This is a genomic window from Sporolactobacillus nakayamae, assembly GCF_900113325.1.
Classification (GTDB): Bacteria; Bacillota; Bacilli; order Bacillales; family Sporolactobacillaceae; genus Sporolactobacillus; species Sporolactobacillus nakayamae.
Map to the genome: position 1 here is coordinate 1 of NZ_FOOY01000006.1, position 18,942 is coordinate 18,942.

Here is an 18,942-nt window from a genome sequence, read left to right on the forward strand (position 1 = left end):
CGTATCGAAGGACCTCAAAATCGTATCGAACTCACAGAAAGTCGTAACGAATTCCCTAACTCGTATCGAACCGAAGGAAAATCGTATCGAAGGACATCAAAATCGTATCGACTCACAGAAAGTTGTAGCGAATTCCCTAACTCGTATCGAACCCAAACTTGTAACGAATTCACTTCGCACTCCGTCTTTACCACGCAACAACTAGAAAGCTTTCTAATTAATCTGTGGTTCATGAATCAGCAACTTATTTTTAGAAGGTGAAAGTGATTTTATGTATTGGAAATTAAGAATTCCGCTGTTCCTCTTTGTCATAGGTATCGTATCCGGGTTGCACCAAAAATTTCCCGAATTATTTCTTGTTCATACTAACTATTTCATTCGAAGCGCCGTATTCATCGGACTGATCGGCATCATCTTCACTATTCTAGAAAGAACGAGAATCAATGAAAAAAAGGTTCATTTTATTATCGGGATTCTGCTCATCTGTACCGGTTATGCGTTTGACCGCTTAATGATTTGAAGAAATCTGCATCGATCATTCGGAGCTCTCAATCACGTATTCAATACAACAAAAAAGAAAACCATTCTGATTCAAAGAACGGTTTTCTTTTCACGTTTAAAAAATTACTCCGGCATTGTTTTCCTGTACTGCCAGTTCCTGTTCTTTCTCTTTAATGTACTTAAGCAATTCAACGCTCATTGAATAATGACCCATTGGCGTGATTAAATAAATACCTCTGAAATGCTCCATTGCAGTGTCAATCAGTTCACGACAAATGTCGAGACTGATGGCGCGTACTTCCTCTTTTCCTTGAGCCGCAGCCATCCTGGCGCGCACCTCATCCGGCAAACGAATGCCTGGCACTTCATTGTGCAGAAACTCGGCGTTGCGTGCTGAAGTCAGCGGCATAATGCCGATATAAATCGGTGCGGTGATCGTTCGCGCCGCTTCACTGATTTCGATAATTCGCTCCTTATCGAAAACAGGCTGTGAGATAAAGTAATCGGCACCGCATTCCACTTTGCGTTCCAAACGCTGTACGGCGCGGTCCAAGTTACGCACATTCGGATTGAAGGCCGCCGCCACCCGAAATTGGGTCGGCTGCTTTAGACTTTTACCTGAGTACGAAATGCCGCGATTGAATTGCTTAACCAGTTTGATCAGTTCCATCGACGAGACATCATACACAGACGTCGCACCCGGAAAATCACCAATTTTCGTCGGATCTCCAGTGACAATCAGAAGGTCATGAAGACCGAGAACATGAAGACCGAGCAAATGCGACTGAAGACCAATCAGGTTCCGATCCCTGCACGTGAGATGCACAAGCGGAGGAATCTGAAAACGGTCTTTAATCAACTTGCCGATCGCGGCATTGCTGATTCGCGGTGATGCGAGCGAATTGTCGGCCATCGTGATCGCGTCCGCACCCGCCTCTTCAAGCGCTTTTACCCCTCTGAAGAAGCCGGCGGTATTTAAATGACGCGGTGTGTCGAACTCGACAAATACGGAACGCCCTTGTAACACTTTTTCATAGAGCGGAGATTCAGTATTCGCACCCGATTTATTCACTTTAATTACCTCTGGTTGTACCGTCACCACTTTTGATTCCAACGGCTCCAGTTCCAAGATTCCTTGCTTGAACGCTTGAATCTGCACAGGCGTGGTTCCGCAGCAGCCGCCAAGCAGCCGAACCCCTTCATTGCGAAAATCGACCGCGTATTTCTTGAAATACTCAGGCTCATTTTCATAATGCAGCTTGCCTTCGCGATAATCGGGAAGGCTGCTGTTCGGGTAGGCAGATAAAAATGCCTTTTTTGGTAAAGGAATATCGCGAAGCGCTTCGATCATATGAAATGGACCCAGACGGCAATTGGTGCCCACAATATCGGCGCCCAGCGCTTCCAATTGAGTCAGCGCATCAGACAAGGACATACCGCTCAGCAGCACCCCCGGCTCCTGCATCGATACGTGCGCGATGATTGGCAAATCGGTTATTTTGCGTGCGATCTGCAGTACCTCGCGCAATTCATCGAAATCATAGTAGGTTTCGAGCAAAAGCCCATCGGCGCCTTCATTTAGTAAAGCATCCGCTTGTTCCCGGAATCCGGAACAGATTTCTTTAATCTCCACCGATTGTTTCTGAAATCCTCGTATACCGCCGATTGTCCCAAATACATACGTCTCAGCAGTCGCTGCTTGCTTTGCCAGCTGCACTGCCGCGCGATTAAAGCGTCCGACCTCATGTTCAAGGCCATAACGCGCAAGTTTAACTTGATTTGCGCCATATGTGTTCGTCTGAATCACATCGGCACCCGCGTTGATATACGCTTCATGAACATGGCGAACTTCTTCAGCTTGAGAGACATTAAGTTCTTCAAAACAGCGATCAATACCATAGGAATAGAGCAGCGTTCCCATCGCTCCATCGCCAATTAAAATCCTCTTCTTCAGTTCTTCACGTATCGACTGACGCATTATTCCCCACTCCCCACTGTCTCCTGAGCCCGCACATCGACAAGTGCGTCGCTAAAATCACGAATCAAATCGTCCGCATCCTCAAGTCCGACGGACAAACGCAAAAGTCCGCTGCCAATTCCCGCTTTTTCACGTTCGTCTTCATTTAATTCTGCGTGCGACATTTTCGGTGGATAGGAGAGAATGGATTCAACCGCACCAAGACTGACCGCGAACACCGGCAACTTGACATGGTTGACAAACAACCGAGCACTCGCTTCATTTTCGAGTTCAAAAGAAAGGACAGCGCCACCCGAAGTCGCTTGCTCGGCATGAAGTTTCGCCCCAGGATGATCAGTCAAACCGGGATAGAACACATGGCGCACCTCAGACTGTGCCGCAAAAAATGCTGCGATTCGCCGCGCGGAATCCGCAGATTTACGAATGCGGACGTCAAGCGTTTTCAGTCCGCGAAGCAGCAGCCATGAGTCTTGGACACCTAGGACGGCACCAAGCGCATTTTGAAGAAAATATAATTTGTCGGCAATCTCTTCAGAACCTGCAACCGCAAGCCCTGCAACGACATCGCTATGTCCGGAAATAAACTTCGTCGCGCTGTGCAGAACGAGATCCGCACCGAGTTCAAGAGGCCTTTGAAAAACCGGTGTCATGAAGGTGTTATCAACGAAAGTCAAACATCGATGTGCTTTAGCAAGAGCCGCAACTGCCCGAATATCCGTCACAGCTAATGTCGGATTTGAAGGCGTCTCAACATAAATCACTTTCGTGTTCGGTCTGATCGCCTGTTCCACTTCATCAAGATTCGTCGTGTCGACAAAGGTGTGCTCGATACCGAAACGACCGAGTACTTGAGTCAAGATGCGGAACGTGCCCCCGTAAACATTTTTCGGAACAATAGCGTGGTCGCCCGCCGATAAGAGTAAAAAGGCTGTGGAAATTGCCGCCATACCTGAAGCAAACGCAAAACCGCGCACGCCGCCTTCAAGCGATGCGATCGCATCCTCAAGCGCATCTCGCGTCGGATTGCCGGAACGTGTATAGTCATATTTTCCGTAATGGTCGAAATCCTTCTGATGAAAAGTCGATGATAAATAAACCGGTACATTGGCTGCTCCCGTTTGCGGATCAACGGCCACCGTTTCTTTAATTAGTTTTGTAGAAAAATGAAACGATTCACTCATGTGCGCCTACTCCTATCTTTAGCGATTGAAATGCTTGATTTAAGTCACTGATTAAGTCATCCGAATGTTCGATCCCGGTCGACAGCCGGAGCAGCGAATTGGACAGACCGTACTTCAAACGCAGTTGTTCCGGAATATCCGCATGCGTCTGCGTTGCCGGATACGTTATCAGACTTTCTACACCGCCAAGACTTTCCGCAAACGTGATCAGCTGCAGCGCCTTAAGAAAGGGTTCGACATTTTCCTGCTTGGTTAATTCAAAGCTGACCATTCCGCCTTTTCCCGGATAGAGTACCTTGGTCACAAGCGGCTGTTCCTTGAGGTATGCGACAATCTTACGCGCGTTTTCCTGGTGTTGGCGGATACGCAGAGCAAGCGTTTTTAACCCACGAATAACCAGCCATGAATCAAACGGATCAAGGACTCCGCCGCATGAATTATGATAGAGTCGCAGTTTCTCTGTCACTTTTATCTGATTAGAGATCACAAGTCCCGCGAGCACGTCATTATGACCGCTCAGATATTTCGTCGCACTGTGAACAACGATATCAGCGCCCTGTTCAATCGGCCGCTGCAAAATCGGTGTGTAAAACGTATTGTCGACAATAAGCAGCAGATCATTTTTCTTCGTAATCTTTGCAATTTCCGAAAGATCGACTTCACGCATCAGCGGATTGGTTGGTGTTTCAATGAAGATCGCCTTTGTCTCCGGACAGACGAGATCTGTCAATTCATCAAGGCTTTCTCCATCCCAGTAAGAAAAAGAAAGATGATACTGCTTGCTGAGAATGTCAAAAAAGCGAAACGTTCCGCCGTATAGATCCCTTGAAGCAATAATATGATCACCTGTACTGAATAATGAGAAAATGAGTTGAATCGCACTCATTCCGGAGCTGCAGGCAAAGCCTTCCTGACCGCCTTCGACATCTGCGATTGCCTTTTCAAGAATCGAACGTGTCGGATTTCCCGTCCGAATGTAGTCATAGCCTTTTGAAATACCAATACCCTCATGCCTGTAAGCGGTAGATAGATAGATTGGCGCGTTAACCGCACCGAGCTCGTCAAAGCCATTTCCGATCTGCGTTAACTTTGTTTCTGTCTTGTATGAAGTCATATAATCTTCCCCCTTCACTGATACTGATCGCCATGTATGGTGGATATGCCATGCGGGCAATGAAAAAATGGTAACGAAAACTTTGTTTCGCCTAGACCTTGTCACAAACGAAAACGCCGTCGCGACAGTAACGGATGACCTAGTGAGGTTCGCCAAAGGACGAACATTCGCTTATTGCCGGATCACTCGCACTGAATTTACGCAAAATGAAAAGCCTTCTTCGGGTAAGAAGAAGGCTTGATATACCGGGCTTCTTCTTATCCCCCAGACTGCACGCAGTCTGCTGGAATTAGCACCTTGTCGCATGATTTCTGCGACGGTTGCTGAAGCGTCATTGGGCCAGTCCCTCGGCTTCTCTTGATAAGAATCAAAATAATCTTGTTCAGTTGTTGATTAGTTTACACTAGAGTCCGTCTTTTTTCAAGGATTTATTCATTTTTTGAAAAAGTTCGTCCGCTCGTTTATTCAGCACATGCGCTAGGCGAAATGCAAGCTTCAAAGTCGGATCATATTTATATCTTGCTGTCTCTCACTGAGCGACAAGATCAGATTCTCAATCAGGTATGTTGCAGAGAAAAAGACCTGGCCGAATCACAAGCGCCTTCTCCTTTTCGCGATATATCCAGTGATTCCTGTGCATAAATCAGCATTTACGTTCATCTAATCACCTTTTCACACATTTTTTTGGATTCCAAGCCAACAAAAAAACTTCCACAATACTATGGAAGCGTTCTTCTAATCAAATTTTATTCCCATGTTTCCTTAATAAACGCATCACGTCCGGATTCCACGCGTTCAGCCTTGTAACGGTCCGGGTGCTTTTTGTAAAATTTCTGATGCTCTTCTTCGGCAGGATAAAACGGAGCCTCAGGCAAAATCCGAGTGACGATTGGTTTGAGAAAGCGTCCGCTCGCGGCTAAATCTGCTTTAGATCGCTCCGCCGCCCTCTTTTGCACATCATCATGGTAGAAAATCGCCGTACGATAGTTGTCGCCGCGGTCAAAGAATTGGCCACCGTCATCGGTCGGATCGACCTGAGTCCAGTACAAGTCGAGAAGCTTTTCATAGGGAAACAATTCAGGATTGAAGAGAATTTGAATGGCTTCCATGTGGCCGGTCTTCCCAGTTTTCACTTGCTCGTAGGACGGATTTTCAAGATTCCCGCCTGTATAACCCGAGACAACCTTCTCAATGCCCGGCAACGTGTCGAACGGCTTCACCATACACCAAAAGCATCCTCCGGCAAAAGTCGCTGTTTCAAGAATTTGAGTCATTTGTCTTGTCTCCTTCGTGGACCTCTTTTTGGTCTTCCGGTTCATTTTTCAACAGGGGCAGCCGTACGATAAATGTTGTCCCCTCGTCAACAGCGCTTGTTGCTTCAATTTTCCCGCGATGCTTTTGAACAATCCATTCGGCGATCGAAAGCCCTAGCCCTGTTCCTTTTTGACCGCTGCGTGCGCTGTCTACCTGGTAGAATCGATCAAAAATATGCGGGAGATCTTCGTCCGAAATGCCGCATCCGCTGTCAGATACACTAAGCCGTGCATATTTGTTTTCCCGCGAACAATCCACTGTGATTGCTCCACCCTTTGGCGTAAATTTCATCGCATTGTCCAAAAGGATGACGAGCAGTTGATGTACACGCTGTTCATCACCATTAATGTAAATGGGATCGTCCGCTCCGTCAAGTGTGAAGGATTTCTCTTCGAAATCAGCCATTTCCGCAAATGGCTCGGTTACTTTTTTTAGCATCGCACTCAAGTCAAGCGGCGCAAGGTTTATCTCAAGCCGATTCGAATCTGAGCGCGCCAAGGTCAGCAAATTTCCGACAAGCTTGGACAGCCTGCGTGTCTCGTCAAGCATGACGGCGATATCCTCGCCGACCTCCTGAACCTTTTGCCTCGGCTGCCGAAGCAGGCCTTCAATTTTCAATTGAATAATAGACAGCGGTGTACGTAACTCATGCGAAGCGTCTGCAACAAAGCGATTTTGCCGATCCCACGCCTTCTCAATCGGCCGAAGCGCGCGCCGGGCAAGAAAGTAACCGACGACAATTGAAACCAGCGCGCCGATGATTAGACCGTAAAGAATGATCGAACGCAATGTGTTGAGCAGATTTTTCTCCGGAGTCACATCAACACCAAAAATGATCTTTACTGTTTTACCATTTAATAACTTGCCTTTTTGAGCATGCAGATGATAATAGGTTTTGCCAACTTTTATTTCAACGGTACTGCCCGCAGTTACTTTTAAAAAAGGCTTAAAAAAATTTTTTGCCCCTTCAGTGCCCAGATAAGTATCCATACTTGATTCAATTTGCTCATCGCTACTGTTTGTAAGAACCCAGCTCAACCGTGGATTGGTACGCAGGCGCTGCTGATCTACCGCGTCTTGCCCCCGCATTGGGCTGCGATGAGGCATTTTACCCGAAGCTGCATCCTTTAGCATCTTGTTACTATCACGAAAGGTCACACTTTGTTCATAGAAATAAATCGTTCCGCTTAAGATACCAAGCAGCAGAATCAGTAATGCGGCATTCAAAATTGTTAATTTTATAAGTGTCTTCCGAAAAAGAGTCATGGCGCACTCACTTATCCGTCAGCATATACCCAATACCGCGGACGGTCTGGATATCGGCGTCATATGCATAGTTCTTCAATTTTTTCCGTAATTGGTGGATATACACTTCGACGATGCCCACCGTTGTGTCGGAATCAAAGCCCCAGATGCGGTCGAATATCTGCTCACGTGTGAGTATTTGATCCTCGTTCTGCACCAAGTATTCCAGTAAATCATATTGTTTCGTTGTAAACGCAAGAGCGTCTCCATCCACCTTGATCTGTTTTCGCTTATTGTCAATTTCAATGCCTTTATAGCGCAAGGTGTGATCGAGCGACATTGGCGAACTGCGACGCAGAATTGCGGCCACCCTTGCTTTCAGTTCCATGTTCTGGAATGGCTTGACCATGTAGTCATCACCGCCCAAATTCAGGCCTTTTACACGGTCATCGACAGTATCACGGGCAGTCAGAAAAATAATGGGTGTCGCGACGCCCTTCGCTCTGATCTGTTCGGTCACTTCGAAGCCGTCCATCCCCGGAAGCATGACATCCAAAACGATCGCGTCATAAATATTCTGCTCCGCTAAATACAGTGCTTCGTCACCGTCCTCTGCCGAGTCAACCGTGTATTCCTCTGAAAGCAGTCGGACAATCTCTTTCAGTAAATTTTTATTGTCCTCAACAACCAGCAGCCGCATAGAAAACACCTCTCATTCACACAATCATTAACTTCATTTTACACATAAAGAGCCGATGTTGAAAAGTTGCCGCGGAAATTACTCGGTGCGGAGCGCATCGATCGGGTTAAGCTTCGACGCTTTGTAAGCCGGGAAAACGCCAAACACCATACCGACAATTGCAGAAAATAGGAACGCTGCCGCCATGATTGAAAGGGAGTAAACAACAGTTCCTCCAGTAGCAAGTGCGTAAATCTTCGACGCTAGAATGCCAATGCCGACACCGCACAAGCCGCCCAACATGCTCAGCACCGCAGCTTCAATTAAGAATTGGAGCATGATGTCGCGTCGCCGCGCGCCGTTTGCTTTGCGAATACCGATTTCACGTGTCCGTTCGGTGACGGAAACGAGCATAATATTCATGATCCCGATGCCGCCGACGAGCAGCGAGATTCCTGCTATACCGGCAAGGAGCATTGTCATGGTGCTTGTGACTGAACTCATTGCTTCCATAACATCCTGTTGATTTACAACACTATAGTCATCAGAATCGCTATAGGTTTCACTCATCACCCGCGAAATACCTGCCATAGCCCAAGTTACCGAATTCTGGTTCTCAGCCTGGGCATAAAACTGCGTAATATAGGTCGTTTTCATCAGACGCTGCGCGGTTGAAAATGGAAGAAATGCCGCATCATCACTACTTTGTCCCATAGAGCCGCCTTTGCTGTTCAACACACCGACAACCGTATAACTCTCGCCGTCGACCAGCACCTTCTTATTGATTGGTGACTGATTTTCAAAAAGTGTCGTGGCAAGATCGCTGCCGAGAACGATAACCTTCTGGCGGAATTTTTGATCGAGTGCCGACACAAACCGCCCTTCCTTAACTGTTAATTGACGAATAGATTGATAACTCGATGTTGTCCCGGTCACACTGACCTGGGACGATGTACTGCCATTGCGCACCGTACTTCTCCCGCTTAGTACCGGTGCCACCGATTTCACACCAGTGGTCTGCTTGACCTCTTTCATATTATCCATTGTAAAATGTGTATCCGTATTAGTTATAGTGACGGTAATCAGATTGGTTCCAAGACTAGTGACACTGTCGGAAACCGACTTGCTGGAGCCTTGACCGATGGCGAGCAGAGCAATAACCGATGCTACGCCGATAATGATGCCAAGCATGGTTAAAAAAGAGCGCATTTTATTTCCCTGTATATTGCGAATAGCCATTTTCAGTGAAGTAAATAGATTCATTAGATATGCTCACCTTCCTGCAGCTTGCCGTCACGGATACTGACTGTCCGTTTCGCCTGGCGCGCGACAGTCAAATCATGAGTGATCAAGACAATCGTGCGTCCGTTATCATTCAGTTTTGTCAGCAGATTCATAATCTCTTTGCTCGTTTTGCTGTCGAGCGCTCCGGTTGGTTCATCAGCAAGCAAAATTTGCGGATCGCCGGCTAGCGCCCGCGCGATGGCGACGCGCTGCTGCTGGCCGCCTGAAAGCTGATTTGGAAGATGCGCGGCTCGTTCTTCCAGCCCGACGCTCCTCAAGCACGCCAAAGCGTATGCTCGTCGTTCTTTCGTTTTGACACCGCGATAGAGCATGGGCAATTCTACATTTTCCACAGCGGTTAATTTACCAAGCAGGTTAAAGTTTTGAAAGATGAACCCGATTTTTCGATTGCGAATTTCTGCCAAATCTCGATCTTTAAGCAGATCAATGTGGCTTCCGCCTAAAATGTATTTTCCTGCGTCAGGCTTGTCCAAGCAGCCCATCATATTCATGAGTGTGGATTTTCCCGAACCGGAAGGACCGACGATGGAAACAAAGTCACCTTTTTCTATCGAAAGATCAATATGATCCAGAGCATGAACACTAGTATCGCCTAATTTATAGGTCTTCTCAATCTTGCTCATTGTGATCATGGCTTCGGTCATGGTCGCGTGCCTCCCCCGTTTCCACTTTGCGTGCGATTGCCTCCTCTGCCAAAGCCGCCTTGTGAGCCTCCATTCATGCCGGAGCGCATCATTTGAAACTGGTTTTGACCATTTGACGAAATTGTTGTACCGGATGATTTCGTAATCGCGTTCAACTGAACGGTTTGTCCTTCTTCAAGACCAGACTTGATCTCAATATAATTATCATTATGAATACCGATTGTTACCGTTTTTTGGCTGCCTCTTTCGGTTTCCACATTGCTGAATCTTCTTGCTTCCTGATTATTCGTACTGCCGGATCCGCTGGACAAATAAACATAATAACCATCACCGCTCTGGTGAACCGCTCCGGATGGAAGATAAAGTGCGCTTGTTTTTTTCTCCAATACAATATTTGCAGTCGTGGTCATGCCTGGCTTCAACCCGGTTGACTTCGAGAGATGGATCGTCACATCAAAGGACGATGTTCCGTTTGTACTCGTACCTTCCTTGGCAATGGATTTAACCTTGCCGTTGAATATCTTGCTCGGATATGCGTTCACGACAACAGAAACCGCTTGACCTTCTTTTATTTTCGCAATGTCCAATTCGTCAATTTGTACAACGGTATTCAGGTCACTGTAATTGGTAAGATGTACAATTTTCTGTCCGGCGTTCACTCGATCACCTTCATAAACCTCGATACTTGTCACCGTTCCGGATTTTGGAGCAGTAAGCGTTGTGCCATCAGTGAATGTCACGAGCTTATCACCTTTATCGACTTTATCGTTCTTTGCAACATCAACACTGTAAATGGTCTTTGAAGCATCGTCTGAGTCAATCGTCACATCCTGATCAACAGCCGGAGTTAGTGTACCCGAACCACTGACATCTGTTGACAGTGTTCCTTTCTTAACGGTCGTCGTTGGGATCATCGTCGTGTTATTTGCCGACTTGTCCCGTGAGAAATACCAGTATGCCGCGCCTCCTCCAACGGCAATGACCAAAATTAAACTAATAATCCAGATTTTCTTCATTTCCCAAACCCCTCCGCTTTTTCAAATGTACTATGTTATGGGTTTAGTTTAATGATTCTTTCTTAATATTTGCTTAAGGATCATAATTTGAAGGGCGTGCGTTTTGCTAGAGCAAAAAAGCAAAAAAATACGGACCTTTCAGGTGTGAAGGTTCGCATTTTTTTATGACTGGTTTTTATTGCGATGATTTTATGTGCGCGCGATGCCGACTCATCATACCAATAAAAAATGGGCGCGAACTGCCGCGCCAATCGGTCGTTTATTTATTTTTTAAAATGATACGGAACCGTTGCAATGACAACATCCTTATGGCGTATCAGACTTGCTTTGATCAGAACACCGGATTGGTTGTGCAGCAAGCTCTGCCACCATTTTTTTGTATAGAACTGCGGGAATACAACGGTTACTGTTGCACCTCGCATATCAGCTTTGTATTTTACCGTGCTAATAAATTTGTCGAGTGGACTGACAATGCTTCGATATGGAGAATGAAGCGCAACTAATCTTACGCCCGGATCCCATTCGTTCCACTCCTGATTCATCTTAGTGATCGCTTCAGGACTGTCTCCGACAAATACCGCAACCACATTACCGGACAGTGATTTGGCATACGTCAATGATTGCTCAACGACCTTTGTGATCCCCGCTACCGGCACGACAATGATATTGTCCGATACATGGATGGTTGGCACAGGATCGGAAAAATCAACGCGCAGCTGCTGAGCCACCAGCATATAATGTTCATGGATTTTATGAAAAATAGTGACTACAATCGGCACAAAAATGAGCACCGGCCAGATCTGCGGGAATTTGGTCAAAAAGAAAATGACAAGAATCAGATAGCAAATTAACGCTCCGAGCAGGTTGATCATCAGCTTACCCTGCCAGCCTTTTGGCCGTTTCTTAATCCAGTGAACAATCATACCGGTCTGGGAGAGCGAAAACGGAATAAAAACACCAACCGCATAGAGTGGAATCAGATTTTCCGTTCGTCCTTCGAAAATGATAATAAGCAAAATGGAAAGAGCGCCCAAAGTTAGAATACCATTTGAGAACCCTAATCGGTCTCCCTTGACCTTGAACGGCCGCGGCATATATTTATCCTTAGCTAAATTAAATGCGAGCAAAGGAAATGCAGAGTACCCCGTATTCGCCGCCAAAATCAAGATTAACGCGGTGGACGCCTGAATAATGTAATAAAAAAAGGTGCGCCCGAACAGATTGCTGGAAAGCTGAGAAAGTACAGTCTGATCACTCGTTGGATGTACGCCGAACCAATAGGCCAGGTAAACAATTCCGGCTAATAAAGCAGCAAGAATACCGCCCATCATCAGAAGCGTACGGGCAGCGTTTTTTGGTGCGGGATCCTTAAAACTCGGTATCGCATTTGAAATTGCTTCGACACCGGTCAATGCAGAGCAGCCGGATGAGAAAGCACGCAGCAAAAAAAACAAGCTGACACCCATAACCGGTGTACCCACCGCCGCGTGCTGATGAATGGGGGCGGTATGGCCGGTAAAAGCAGCAAAAAAACCGCCTCCGATGATGATCAGCATCATGAGGACAAAGAAATATACCGGGTAAGACAATAAAGTCGCTGAATCGGTCAAGCCGCGCAAATTCAATATTGTAATGATCACAACAATGACCACAGCCACAGTCACGCTATGCTCATGAAGTGACGGAAATGCCGACGTGATGGCATCGGTTCCCGCAGAAATACTAACGGCGACCGTCAGAATATAATCGACGAGCAACGCGCCGCCCGCAGTCAGCCCAAAATTCGTTCCGAGATTTTCCTTAGCTACCATATAAGCACCGCCGCCTTGCGGGTAAGCGAAAATAATTTGTCGGTAGGATAGGACAAGTGCGATCAACAGAATAAGAACACCAAGAGAAATGGGCAGTGAAAACCAAAGTGCGCTGCTCCCCGCGGCCATCAGCACAATGAGAATCTGTTCCGGACCATAAGCTACCGAAGACAATGCATCGGAAGACAATACAGCCAGAGCCTTAAATTTATTTAACTTTTGATTACTTGATTCATTTGTTTTTAACGGTCTGCCGATCAGCAATCGTTTCAACTTCATTAACATACTTTCTACTCCTTTTCACATGACAGCGCCACGCGAAGTTGTTTGCAAAATTCGTTTTAGTTATGCGAAAAGAAACGATCGTCTCATCACTGCAAGAAGACGTTATTCTTTTCCGCAGATCGATTGTAAGTCGTGACGTTCATGGAAGCAAGAGGGAGTATTTCGTTTATAGTATTGCCTACGAGAATTGAGACCATAAATCGACGCAACTCTTTTTCACTTCTTATTGTTACGCACAAAACAGCAGGATCAAAATAAATACGCGTGATTCGTCTTAATTTCCCAGGCAATAATCAGCATGCGACATCTTTTCCCTTTTATTTTCTCAACATAGTCCCTATTTTGTCGTAATTGCTTTCTGTGCCAGAGCCAACATGATCACAGTCCCAATAATACAAATTGCTCCGATCCAATCGACTAGTGTAAAGGGTACGTGCATCCAAACGACGCTGACAACAGCTGCGGATAGCGGCTCGGCGCAACCAAGCAGGCTGGTTTCAATTGGCTTTAAATACTTTAAACTCGCCAAGTACAAATAAAAGGCGAGCAATGTTCCGAATAAGATAACAAAAACGACACCAGCTAGTGACTGAACAGAGAGCACCCCGTGAAATTTCCAGGGTGGGAAGAAACAGCTCATTGCGGCACCGCCAATGACCATCCCCCAACCAACAACAAGGCCCGGCCCATACTTTTTTAAAAGTGCTCCTGGTTGTATTGCGTAGATCGCACCGCCAAGTGCTGACATAAGCCCCCAAAAAACAGCTAATGGAGCGATCGAAATTTGATCCGGATGACCCTTCGTAACAAGCAGAAAAACGCCCAAGATCGCTGTGAAAATGGCCGCAATTTCCGTCACACTTGGTTTTTTTCGCCAGCGAATAATCAAATACAGCATGATCAATACAGGGCTTAGATACTGCAAGAGTGTCGCGGTCGCCGCGTTTCCTGCCGCAATTGCTTCGAAGTAGGTATATTGTGCGCCAATCATGCCAATCAAACCAAAAATCAGCAATCCCGCCGCCGACTTTCGTCTCCTCCAAACAGTCCACGTCAGACGTCTGTCCTTACCGCCTTGCGTCAAAGCGAGCAATAGGATTCCCGCTGCCAGCATCCGCACAGAAGTCAGCCAGCCGGCATCAATTTGCTGCCGTTCAAATAAATATTGTGCGACATTTCCCGACACCCCCCATAGTGTCGCCCCGCTCAGCACAAGCATCATTCCGAGCGGCCTCTTCCAGGACCGTACTCTGGTAACCCGCTGCACAAATTCAGTCATCTTATTCGTCCTCTCACTGTTCTTCGCCGCGCTCTGTCTTTTTGTGCCCTTTTTTCCACTTAATCTATTACATGTTGCTTAAATTTCAATTCCTATGTATGCTGTAGATAGTATAGTTTAGCATAGTTCAGCTGAGTAAAGAAGAGCAGAGTTGAGAACAGAATCGCACATTTATCGTGGGTCCGTCCGGGCTTGCTTTTATTTGTTATCTTCTTCTGATTCACCGTTGCTCTTCTGTATAAAAAACACTTATACAGGAGGATAATAAGATGAGTTTTCTAACAGAAATTGATCAATTTCACAAGTCCATTCATTATTCCACAGGCAAGGGCATGAACATCACCCGAAACCAAGTACCCATCTCCGGAGAACCTTCCATTCTTAAGATCCAAAAGAAACTTGACGAGTATAAAGGCGCCCTGTTTTCCAGTGCCTATCATTTTCCCGGCCGTTATTCACGCTGGGATATCGGTTTTGTTAACCCGCCACTCGAACTCACATCAAAAAATGATGCGTTTCGGATTAAGGCACTGAACAGTCGCGGCAAAGTGCTGATCGCTTTCTTGACTGATCATTTATCCAATCCCGATGTTCTGCTGGTTCAGAATAGTCTTGATGAGCTAGCCGGTACGATCAAACGAACAGATGACGCGTTGATTAAAGAAGAAAACCGTACAAAACGTTCCTCAATCTTTTCGGTGCTGCGAGAAATTCAATCCTTGTTTCAAACGGATGACGCGTTTCTCGGCTTGTATGGTGCATTCGGATTCGATCTTGTTCTCCAGTTTGAGCGCTATTCTTTGAATAAAGAACGCGATCCCAGTCAAAATGATTTACAGCTCTATTTTCCGGATGAACTGATTGTTGTTGACCGTGAGAAGAACGAGGCCTGTAAAATAAACTATGATTTTACCTATGGCAGCTTCACGACGAAGGATCTGCCCCATTCAGGAACCCGCTACCCTTTTCACGCTCTGAAAAAGTCCGGAACTTCATTGGGCTATGCAGACAAGGAAGGTGATTATGCCGAACTTGTTCGCAAGGCAAAGGACGCATTTAGCAAGGGCGACTTATTCGAGGTGGTACCTAGCCGCGTCCTGACGCGAAACTGCTCTAGCCGTCCTTCGCAAATCTTCCAACGGCTGCAACAGATCAATCCCAGTCCCTATGGATTCTTAATTCATTTAAATAACGAAGAATTCTTAATCGGCTGTTCTCCTGAAATGTTTGTTCGTGTCGACGGAACGACCGTCGAAACCTGCCCGATCTCGGGAACGATCAAGAGAAAGGGATCTGCGATTGAGGACGCCGAGCAAATTAAGACATTGCTTAGCTCTGAAAAAGAGGAATCTGAACTCACAATGTGCACGGATGTCGATCGTAATGATAAATCGAGAATCTGTGTTCCGGGCTCTGTGGAAGTAATCGGCAGGCGCCAAATTGAAACGTATTCTCACTTATTCCATACGGTTGACCACATTAAGGGACATCTAAAAGAAGGTTTCGACGCTATTGACGCGTTTATCAGCCATATGTGGGCGGTGACGATCACCGGAGCACCGAAACGTGAAGCGATGCGTTGGATCGAGCGTCATGAAAGAACCGCGCGCGGCTGGTACGGCGGCGCTGTCGGCTGGATGGGATTCAATGGCGACATGAATACCGGGCTTGCCTTAAGATGTCTGCGTCTTCAAAAAGGTGAAGCGAAAATCCGCGTTGGTGCCACTCTGCTCTATGATTCTGATCCGGAAAGCGAGGAACGCGAAACACTTACCAAAGCAGGCGCGCTGATCGAAGCACTTCATCCGGTTGTTGACAAAGAGCAGAATGTCCCGAGCCAAAATGGAGCAGAATATGCGGAGCACCCGCTTCACATTCTATTTGTCGATCATGAAGATTCCTTTGTCCATACGCTGTCCGGATACTTCCAAACGCTTGGCGCGAGGGTTACCGTCAGGCGCAGTCCGGCAGCCCGCAGAATGATCCGTATCGGCGCTGAGCCGATTGATCTTGTCGTCCTTTCACCCGGACCCGGCCGCCCTGAGCGTTTTCAAATGCAGGAAACGATTGATCTATGTATCAAGCATCGTCTCCCCTTATTCGGTATCTGCCTTGGCCTTCAAGGCATCGTCAATTATTTTGGCGGATCGCTTGCCGTCTTGCCCGTTCCGGCTCACGGCAAAGCATCAACCATTAGCCACAACGGAAGTTTTTTATTTAAGGATGTGCCGCAACCGTTCAAAGCCGGGCGTTATCATTCAATTTATGCCGATCAACTGCCGACAGATCTGGTAGCTACGGCAAAATCGGAGGATGATATCATTATGGCGATCGAGCACCGGAGCCTTCCGATTGCTGCTGTTCAGTTTCATCCCGAGTCTATAATGTCTCTTGACGCACAAGCCGGTATGAAAATCCTAAAAAATGTTTTCCGTATGGTCCGTCTGCAGCCCACCGGAAATCAATGAAACGATTGATATCGGTTTCAACTGTCCTATTCTTTTGCACCGAGCACTTTCTTTTACGGTCTATTCCCTGTCAACATCACTTCAGCCCTGCAATCATAGATTAGACATATTGCCATAACAAAAGGTGAACCTGCATTAAAACCGCCAGTTTTCCGTGATATCCAGCGATTAGTTCTAATGATGAGATTCACCGCGTTGCAACGGATGAGGAGGATTTATCATGAAAACAGCTGTATACGCCCATCGCGGCAGTAAAAGCAACAGGCCTGAAAATACACTCGCATCATTTGAAGAGGCGATGCGTGTCGGAAGTGACGGCATCGAATTGGATGTACATTTGACTAAAGATCAGCAAGTCGTTGTCATGCACGACGAAAAAATTGATCGGACAACCAATGGCAAGGGACAGATTAAATCGTATACATTAGAAGAATTAAAACGATTCGACGCCGGTTCTTGGTTTTCACCGAAGTTCAAAGGTGAACGTGTACCCACCCTTAGTCAAGTGCTCGAGCTTCTGAAAAATTACCAAGGTGTCCTGAATATAGAATTTAAAACGGATCGCAACGTCTACCCAAGTATTGAAGCGCGTGTTGCTGATCTCGTTGATCAGTATCGTCCGCTTTTGCCTGTTGTGTATTCTTCCTTCAATCATGAATCCTTGATTCGATTGAAGCAGATTAAGCCGAATGCAGAGATCGCCCTCCTTTTATGGGAACGTCTTGCCGATCCTTGGCGCTATACGGAGCAGGTCGGTGCAACTGCTCAGCATTTATGGCAACCCACTGCCCTTTCGGAAACTGCGGCACAGCTGCAGAATCATGGCATCAAGGTTCGTGCCTGGACTGTGAATCAGCCGAAAAACATGCAGCTTGCTTTTGAAATGGGGCTCGACGCCATCATTACGGATCATCCGGAGGCCGCCCTAGATCTGCGCAAAAGTTATGAAACGATAAACAAATAACTGCTACTGAGAACATGTCGCTTTTTCTAATAGAAGAGACATGTTCTTTTTTTGCCAACGAATCAACAAGTTCCCGAAAAATGTACATTGGAACTGCTCACTACTTTAGCTATAATAAAAATGAGAACGTTCCCACATGTAGCGATCATGGCAATAGACACATTACATGCATTCAATAGAAAACGAGGGATAATGATGAACGGGAAACAAGCAGCAGGACAAAAAGCTATAGACGAAATTAAAGAAGGAATGACCATTGGCCTGGGCACCGGCTCGACCGTTTACTACTTTCTAGAGGCACTTGCCGAAAAAGTAGCAGACGGTTTTGAACTAACCGGTGTCGCGACCTCTCAGAAAACAATCGATCTTGCTAAGGAATGGAGAATTCCGATGCTTCCGCTCAATGAAGTGACAAAAATTGATGTGACCATCGATGGAGCCGATGAAGTTGACTCACAATTAAGCGGCATTAAAGGCGGAGGCGGCGCTCTGCTCTATGAAAAACTGGTGGCCAAAGCGTCTGATCGACGGATCTGGATTGTGGACAGCAGCAAAAAAGTCGAACAGTTAGGCACTTTTCCTCTCCCTGTCGAGGTTGTTCCATTTGGTTGGAAACATGTTGAAGCCTATTTTACCGGAAAAGGTTATCATCCTAAGCTTCGATGCTCCGCTGATGGACAACCCTATGTGACCGATGCGCATCATAACATTCTTGATCTTCATTTGCAGTCCATTACCAATGCCGAGGAATTGGCGAATGAGCTGGATCATCTCACTGGAGTCGTCGAACACGGCCTCTTTATCGGCATGACAGAAAAAGTCATTATCGGCTATCCGGACGGACATACCGAAACACTTGAAAGATAATCTGATTCTAATACCCCTATCTGCGGTTCAGATAGGGGTATTTTTTGATTTTTTGCTATGATTTGGCTCAACTTTCCGCTAATTCCTTGCTAAATAGAAATTCGTTACTGCCTATCCTTGAATCGTTCAAAATCTGGATATTTGTAATTTTTTTAGCAGATTATTACGCAGTAAAGACAAACGGCGAAGTAAAAATACGTGAGTAAAAGAGACCAATTTTGCATTGTTCGAGCAAAAGAATCAGCGTTCAAGCTAAAGAATCAGCGCTCAGGCAAAAGAATCAGCGTTCAG

The 18,942-nt window shown here is 46.4% G+C and carries 15 protein-coding genes and 1 riboswitch; of the genes, 4 read left to right on the forward strand and 11 right to left on the reverse strand.

The window, feature by feature from the left end; genetic code table 11:
* The first annotated feature begins 271 nt into the window (after positions 1 to 271).
* Positions 272 to 520 carry a hypothetical protein gene (locus tag BM003_RS04620; RefSeq protein ID WP_093670598.1) on the forward strand — a complete coding sequence of 83 codons (249 nt, stop codon included), beginning with the start codon at positions 272 to 274 and terminating at the stop codon, positions 518 to 520.
* Positions 521 to 616: 96 nt separating this feature from the next.
* Here the strand turns inward: BM003_RS04620 and BM003_RS04625 are convergent, their stop codons facing one another.
* The 11 genes from BM003_RS04625 to BM003_RS04675 all read right to left on the reverse strand — a co-directional run bounded on the left by BM003_RS04625 (position 617) and on the right by BM003_RS04675 (position 14,352).
* Complete coding sequence (locus BM003_RS04625) at positions 617 to 2,479, reverse strand: bifunctional homocysteine S-methyltransferase/methylenetetrahydrofolate reductase (RefSeq protein WP_093670600.1); 1,863 nt, start codon at positions 2,477 to 2,479, stop codon at positions 617 to 619.
* Positions 2,479 to 3,660 carry a cystathionine beta-lyase gene (gene metC / locus BM003_RS04630; RefSeq protein WP_093670602.1) on the reverse strand — a complete coding sequence of 394 codons (1,182 nt, stop codon included), beginning with the start codon at positions 3,658 to 3,660 and terminating at the stop codon, positions 2,479 to 2,481. The genes BM003_RS04625 and metC overlap by 1 nt, the downstream gene beginning before the upstream one ends.
* Entirely contained in the window at positions 3,653 to 4,774 is a 1,122-nt protein-coding gene (locus BM003_RS04635) for a methionine biosynthesis PLP-dependent protein (RefSeq protein WP_093670604.1), read from the reverse strand. Before BM003_RS04635 ends, metC begins: the two co-directional genes overlap by 8 nt.
* 254 nt (positions 4,775 to 5,028) lie before the next feature.
* A riboswitch (SAM riboswitch) is annotated at positions 5,029 to 5,141 on the reverse strand.
* Between the two features lie 379 nt (positions 5,142 to 5,520).
* Positions 5,521 to 6,048 (reverse strand): peptide-methionine (S)-S-oxide reductase MsrA, encoded by a 528-nt coding sequence (gene msrA / locus BM003_RS04640; protein ID WP_093670606.1) that lies wholly within the window; start codon positions 6,046 to 6,048, stop codon positions 5,521 to 5,523.
* Positions 6,032 to 7,354: a sensor histidine kinase gene (locus BM003_RS04645; protein ID WP_093670608.1), complete on the reverse strand. Its 1,323-nt coding sequence runs from the start codon at positions 7,352 to 7,354 to the stop codon at positions 6,032 to 6,034. Before BM003_RS04645 ends, msrA begins: the two co-directional genes overlap by 17 nt.
* A gap of 7 nt (positions 7,355 to 7,361) precedes the next feature.
* Positions 7,362 to 8,033: a response regulator transcription factor gene (locus BM003_RS04650; protein ID WP_093670610.1), complete on the reverse strand. Its 672-nt coding sequence runs from the start codon at positions 8,031 to 8,033 to the stop codon at positions 7,362 to 7,364.
* A 78-nt stretch (positions 8,034 to 8,111) separates the two neighbouring features.
* Complete coding sequence (locus BM003_RS04655; RefSeq protein WP_093670612.1) at positions 8,112 to 9,275, reverse strand: ABC transporter permease; 1,164 nt, start codon at positions 9,273 to 9,275, stop codon at positions 8,112 to 8,114.
* Positions 9,275 to 9,961, reverse strand: coding sequence for an ABC transporter ATP-binding protein (locus BM003_RS04660; protein ID WP_093670614.1), 687 nt, complete (start codon positions 9,959 to 9,961; stop codon positions 9,275 to 9,277). Before BM003_RS04660 ends, BM003_RS04655 begins: the two co-directional genes overlap by 1 nt.
* Positions 9,958 to 10,977, reverse strand: coding sequence for an efflux RND transporter periplasmic adaptor subunit (locus BM003_RS04665; protein WP_093670616.1), 1,020 nt, complete (start codon positions 10,975 to 10,977; stop codon positions 9,958 to 9,960). The genes BM003_RS04660 and BM003_RS04665 overlap by 4 nt, the downstream gene beginning before the upstream one ends.
* A gap of 263 nt (positions 10,978 to 11,240) precedes the next feature.
* Entirely contained in the window at positions 11,241 to 13,073 is a 1,833-nt protein-coding gene (locus BM003_RS04670) for an APC family permease (protein WP_093670618.1), read from the reverse strand.
* A 337-nt stretch (positions 13,074 to 13,410) separates the two neighbouring features.
* A complete protein-coding gene (locus BM003_RS04675; RefSeq protein ID WP_281242866.1) occupies positions 13,411 to 14,352 on the reverse strand; it encodes a DMT family transporter in 942 nt (313 codons plus the stop codon).
* Between the two features lie 269 nt (positions 14,353 to 14,621).
* On the opposite strand from BM003_RS04675, the gene BM003_RS04680 reads away from it, so the two are divergent.
* From BM003_RS04680 to rpiA, 3 genes are all read left to right on the forward strand, one after another.
* Complete coding sequence (locus tag BM003_RS04680) at positions 14,622 to 16,820, forward strand: anthranilate synthase component I (RefSeq protein ID WP_093670622.1); 2,199 nt, start codon at positions 14,622 to 14,624, stop codon at positions 16,818 to 16,820.
* A gap of 220 nt (positions 16,821 to 17,040) precedes the next feature.
* Positions 17,041 to 17,784, forward strand: coding sequence for a glycerophosphodiester phosphodiesterase (locus tag BM003_RS04685; protein ID WP_093670624.1), 744 nt, complete (start codon positions 17,041 to 17,043; stop codon positions 17,782 to 17,784).
* A gap of 195 nt (positions 17,785 to 17,979) precedes the next feature.
* The gene (gene rpiA, locus BM003_RS04690) at positions 17,980 to 18,651 is read left to right on the forward strand and encodes a ribose-5-phosphate isomerase RpiA (RefSeq protein ID WP_093670626.1); all 672 of its coding nucleotides are present in this window, start codon (positions 17,980 to 17,982) and stop codon (positions 18,649 to 18,651) included.
* Positions 18,652 to 18,942 lie beyond the last annotated feature (291 nt).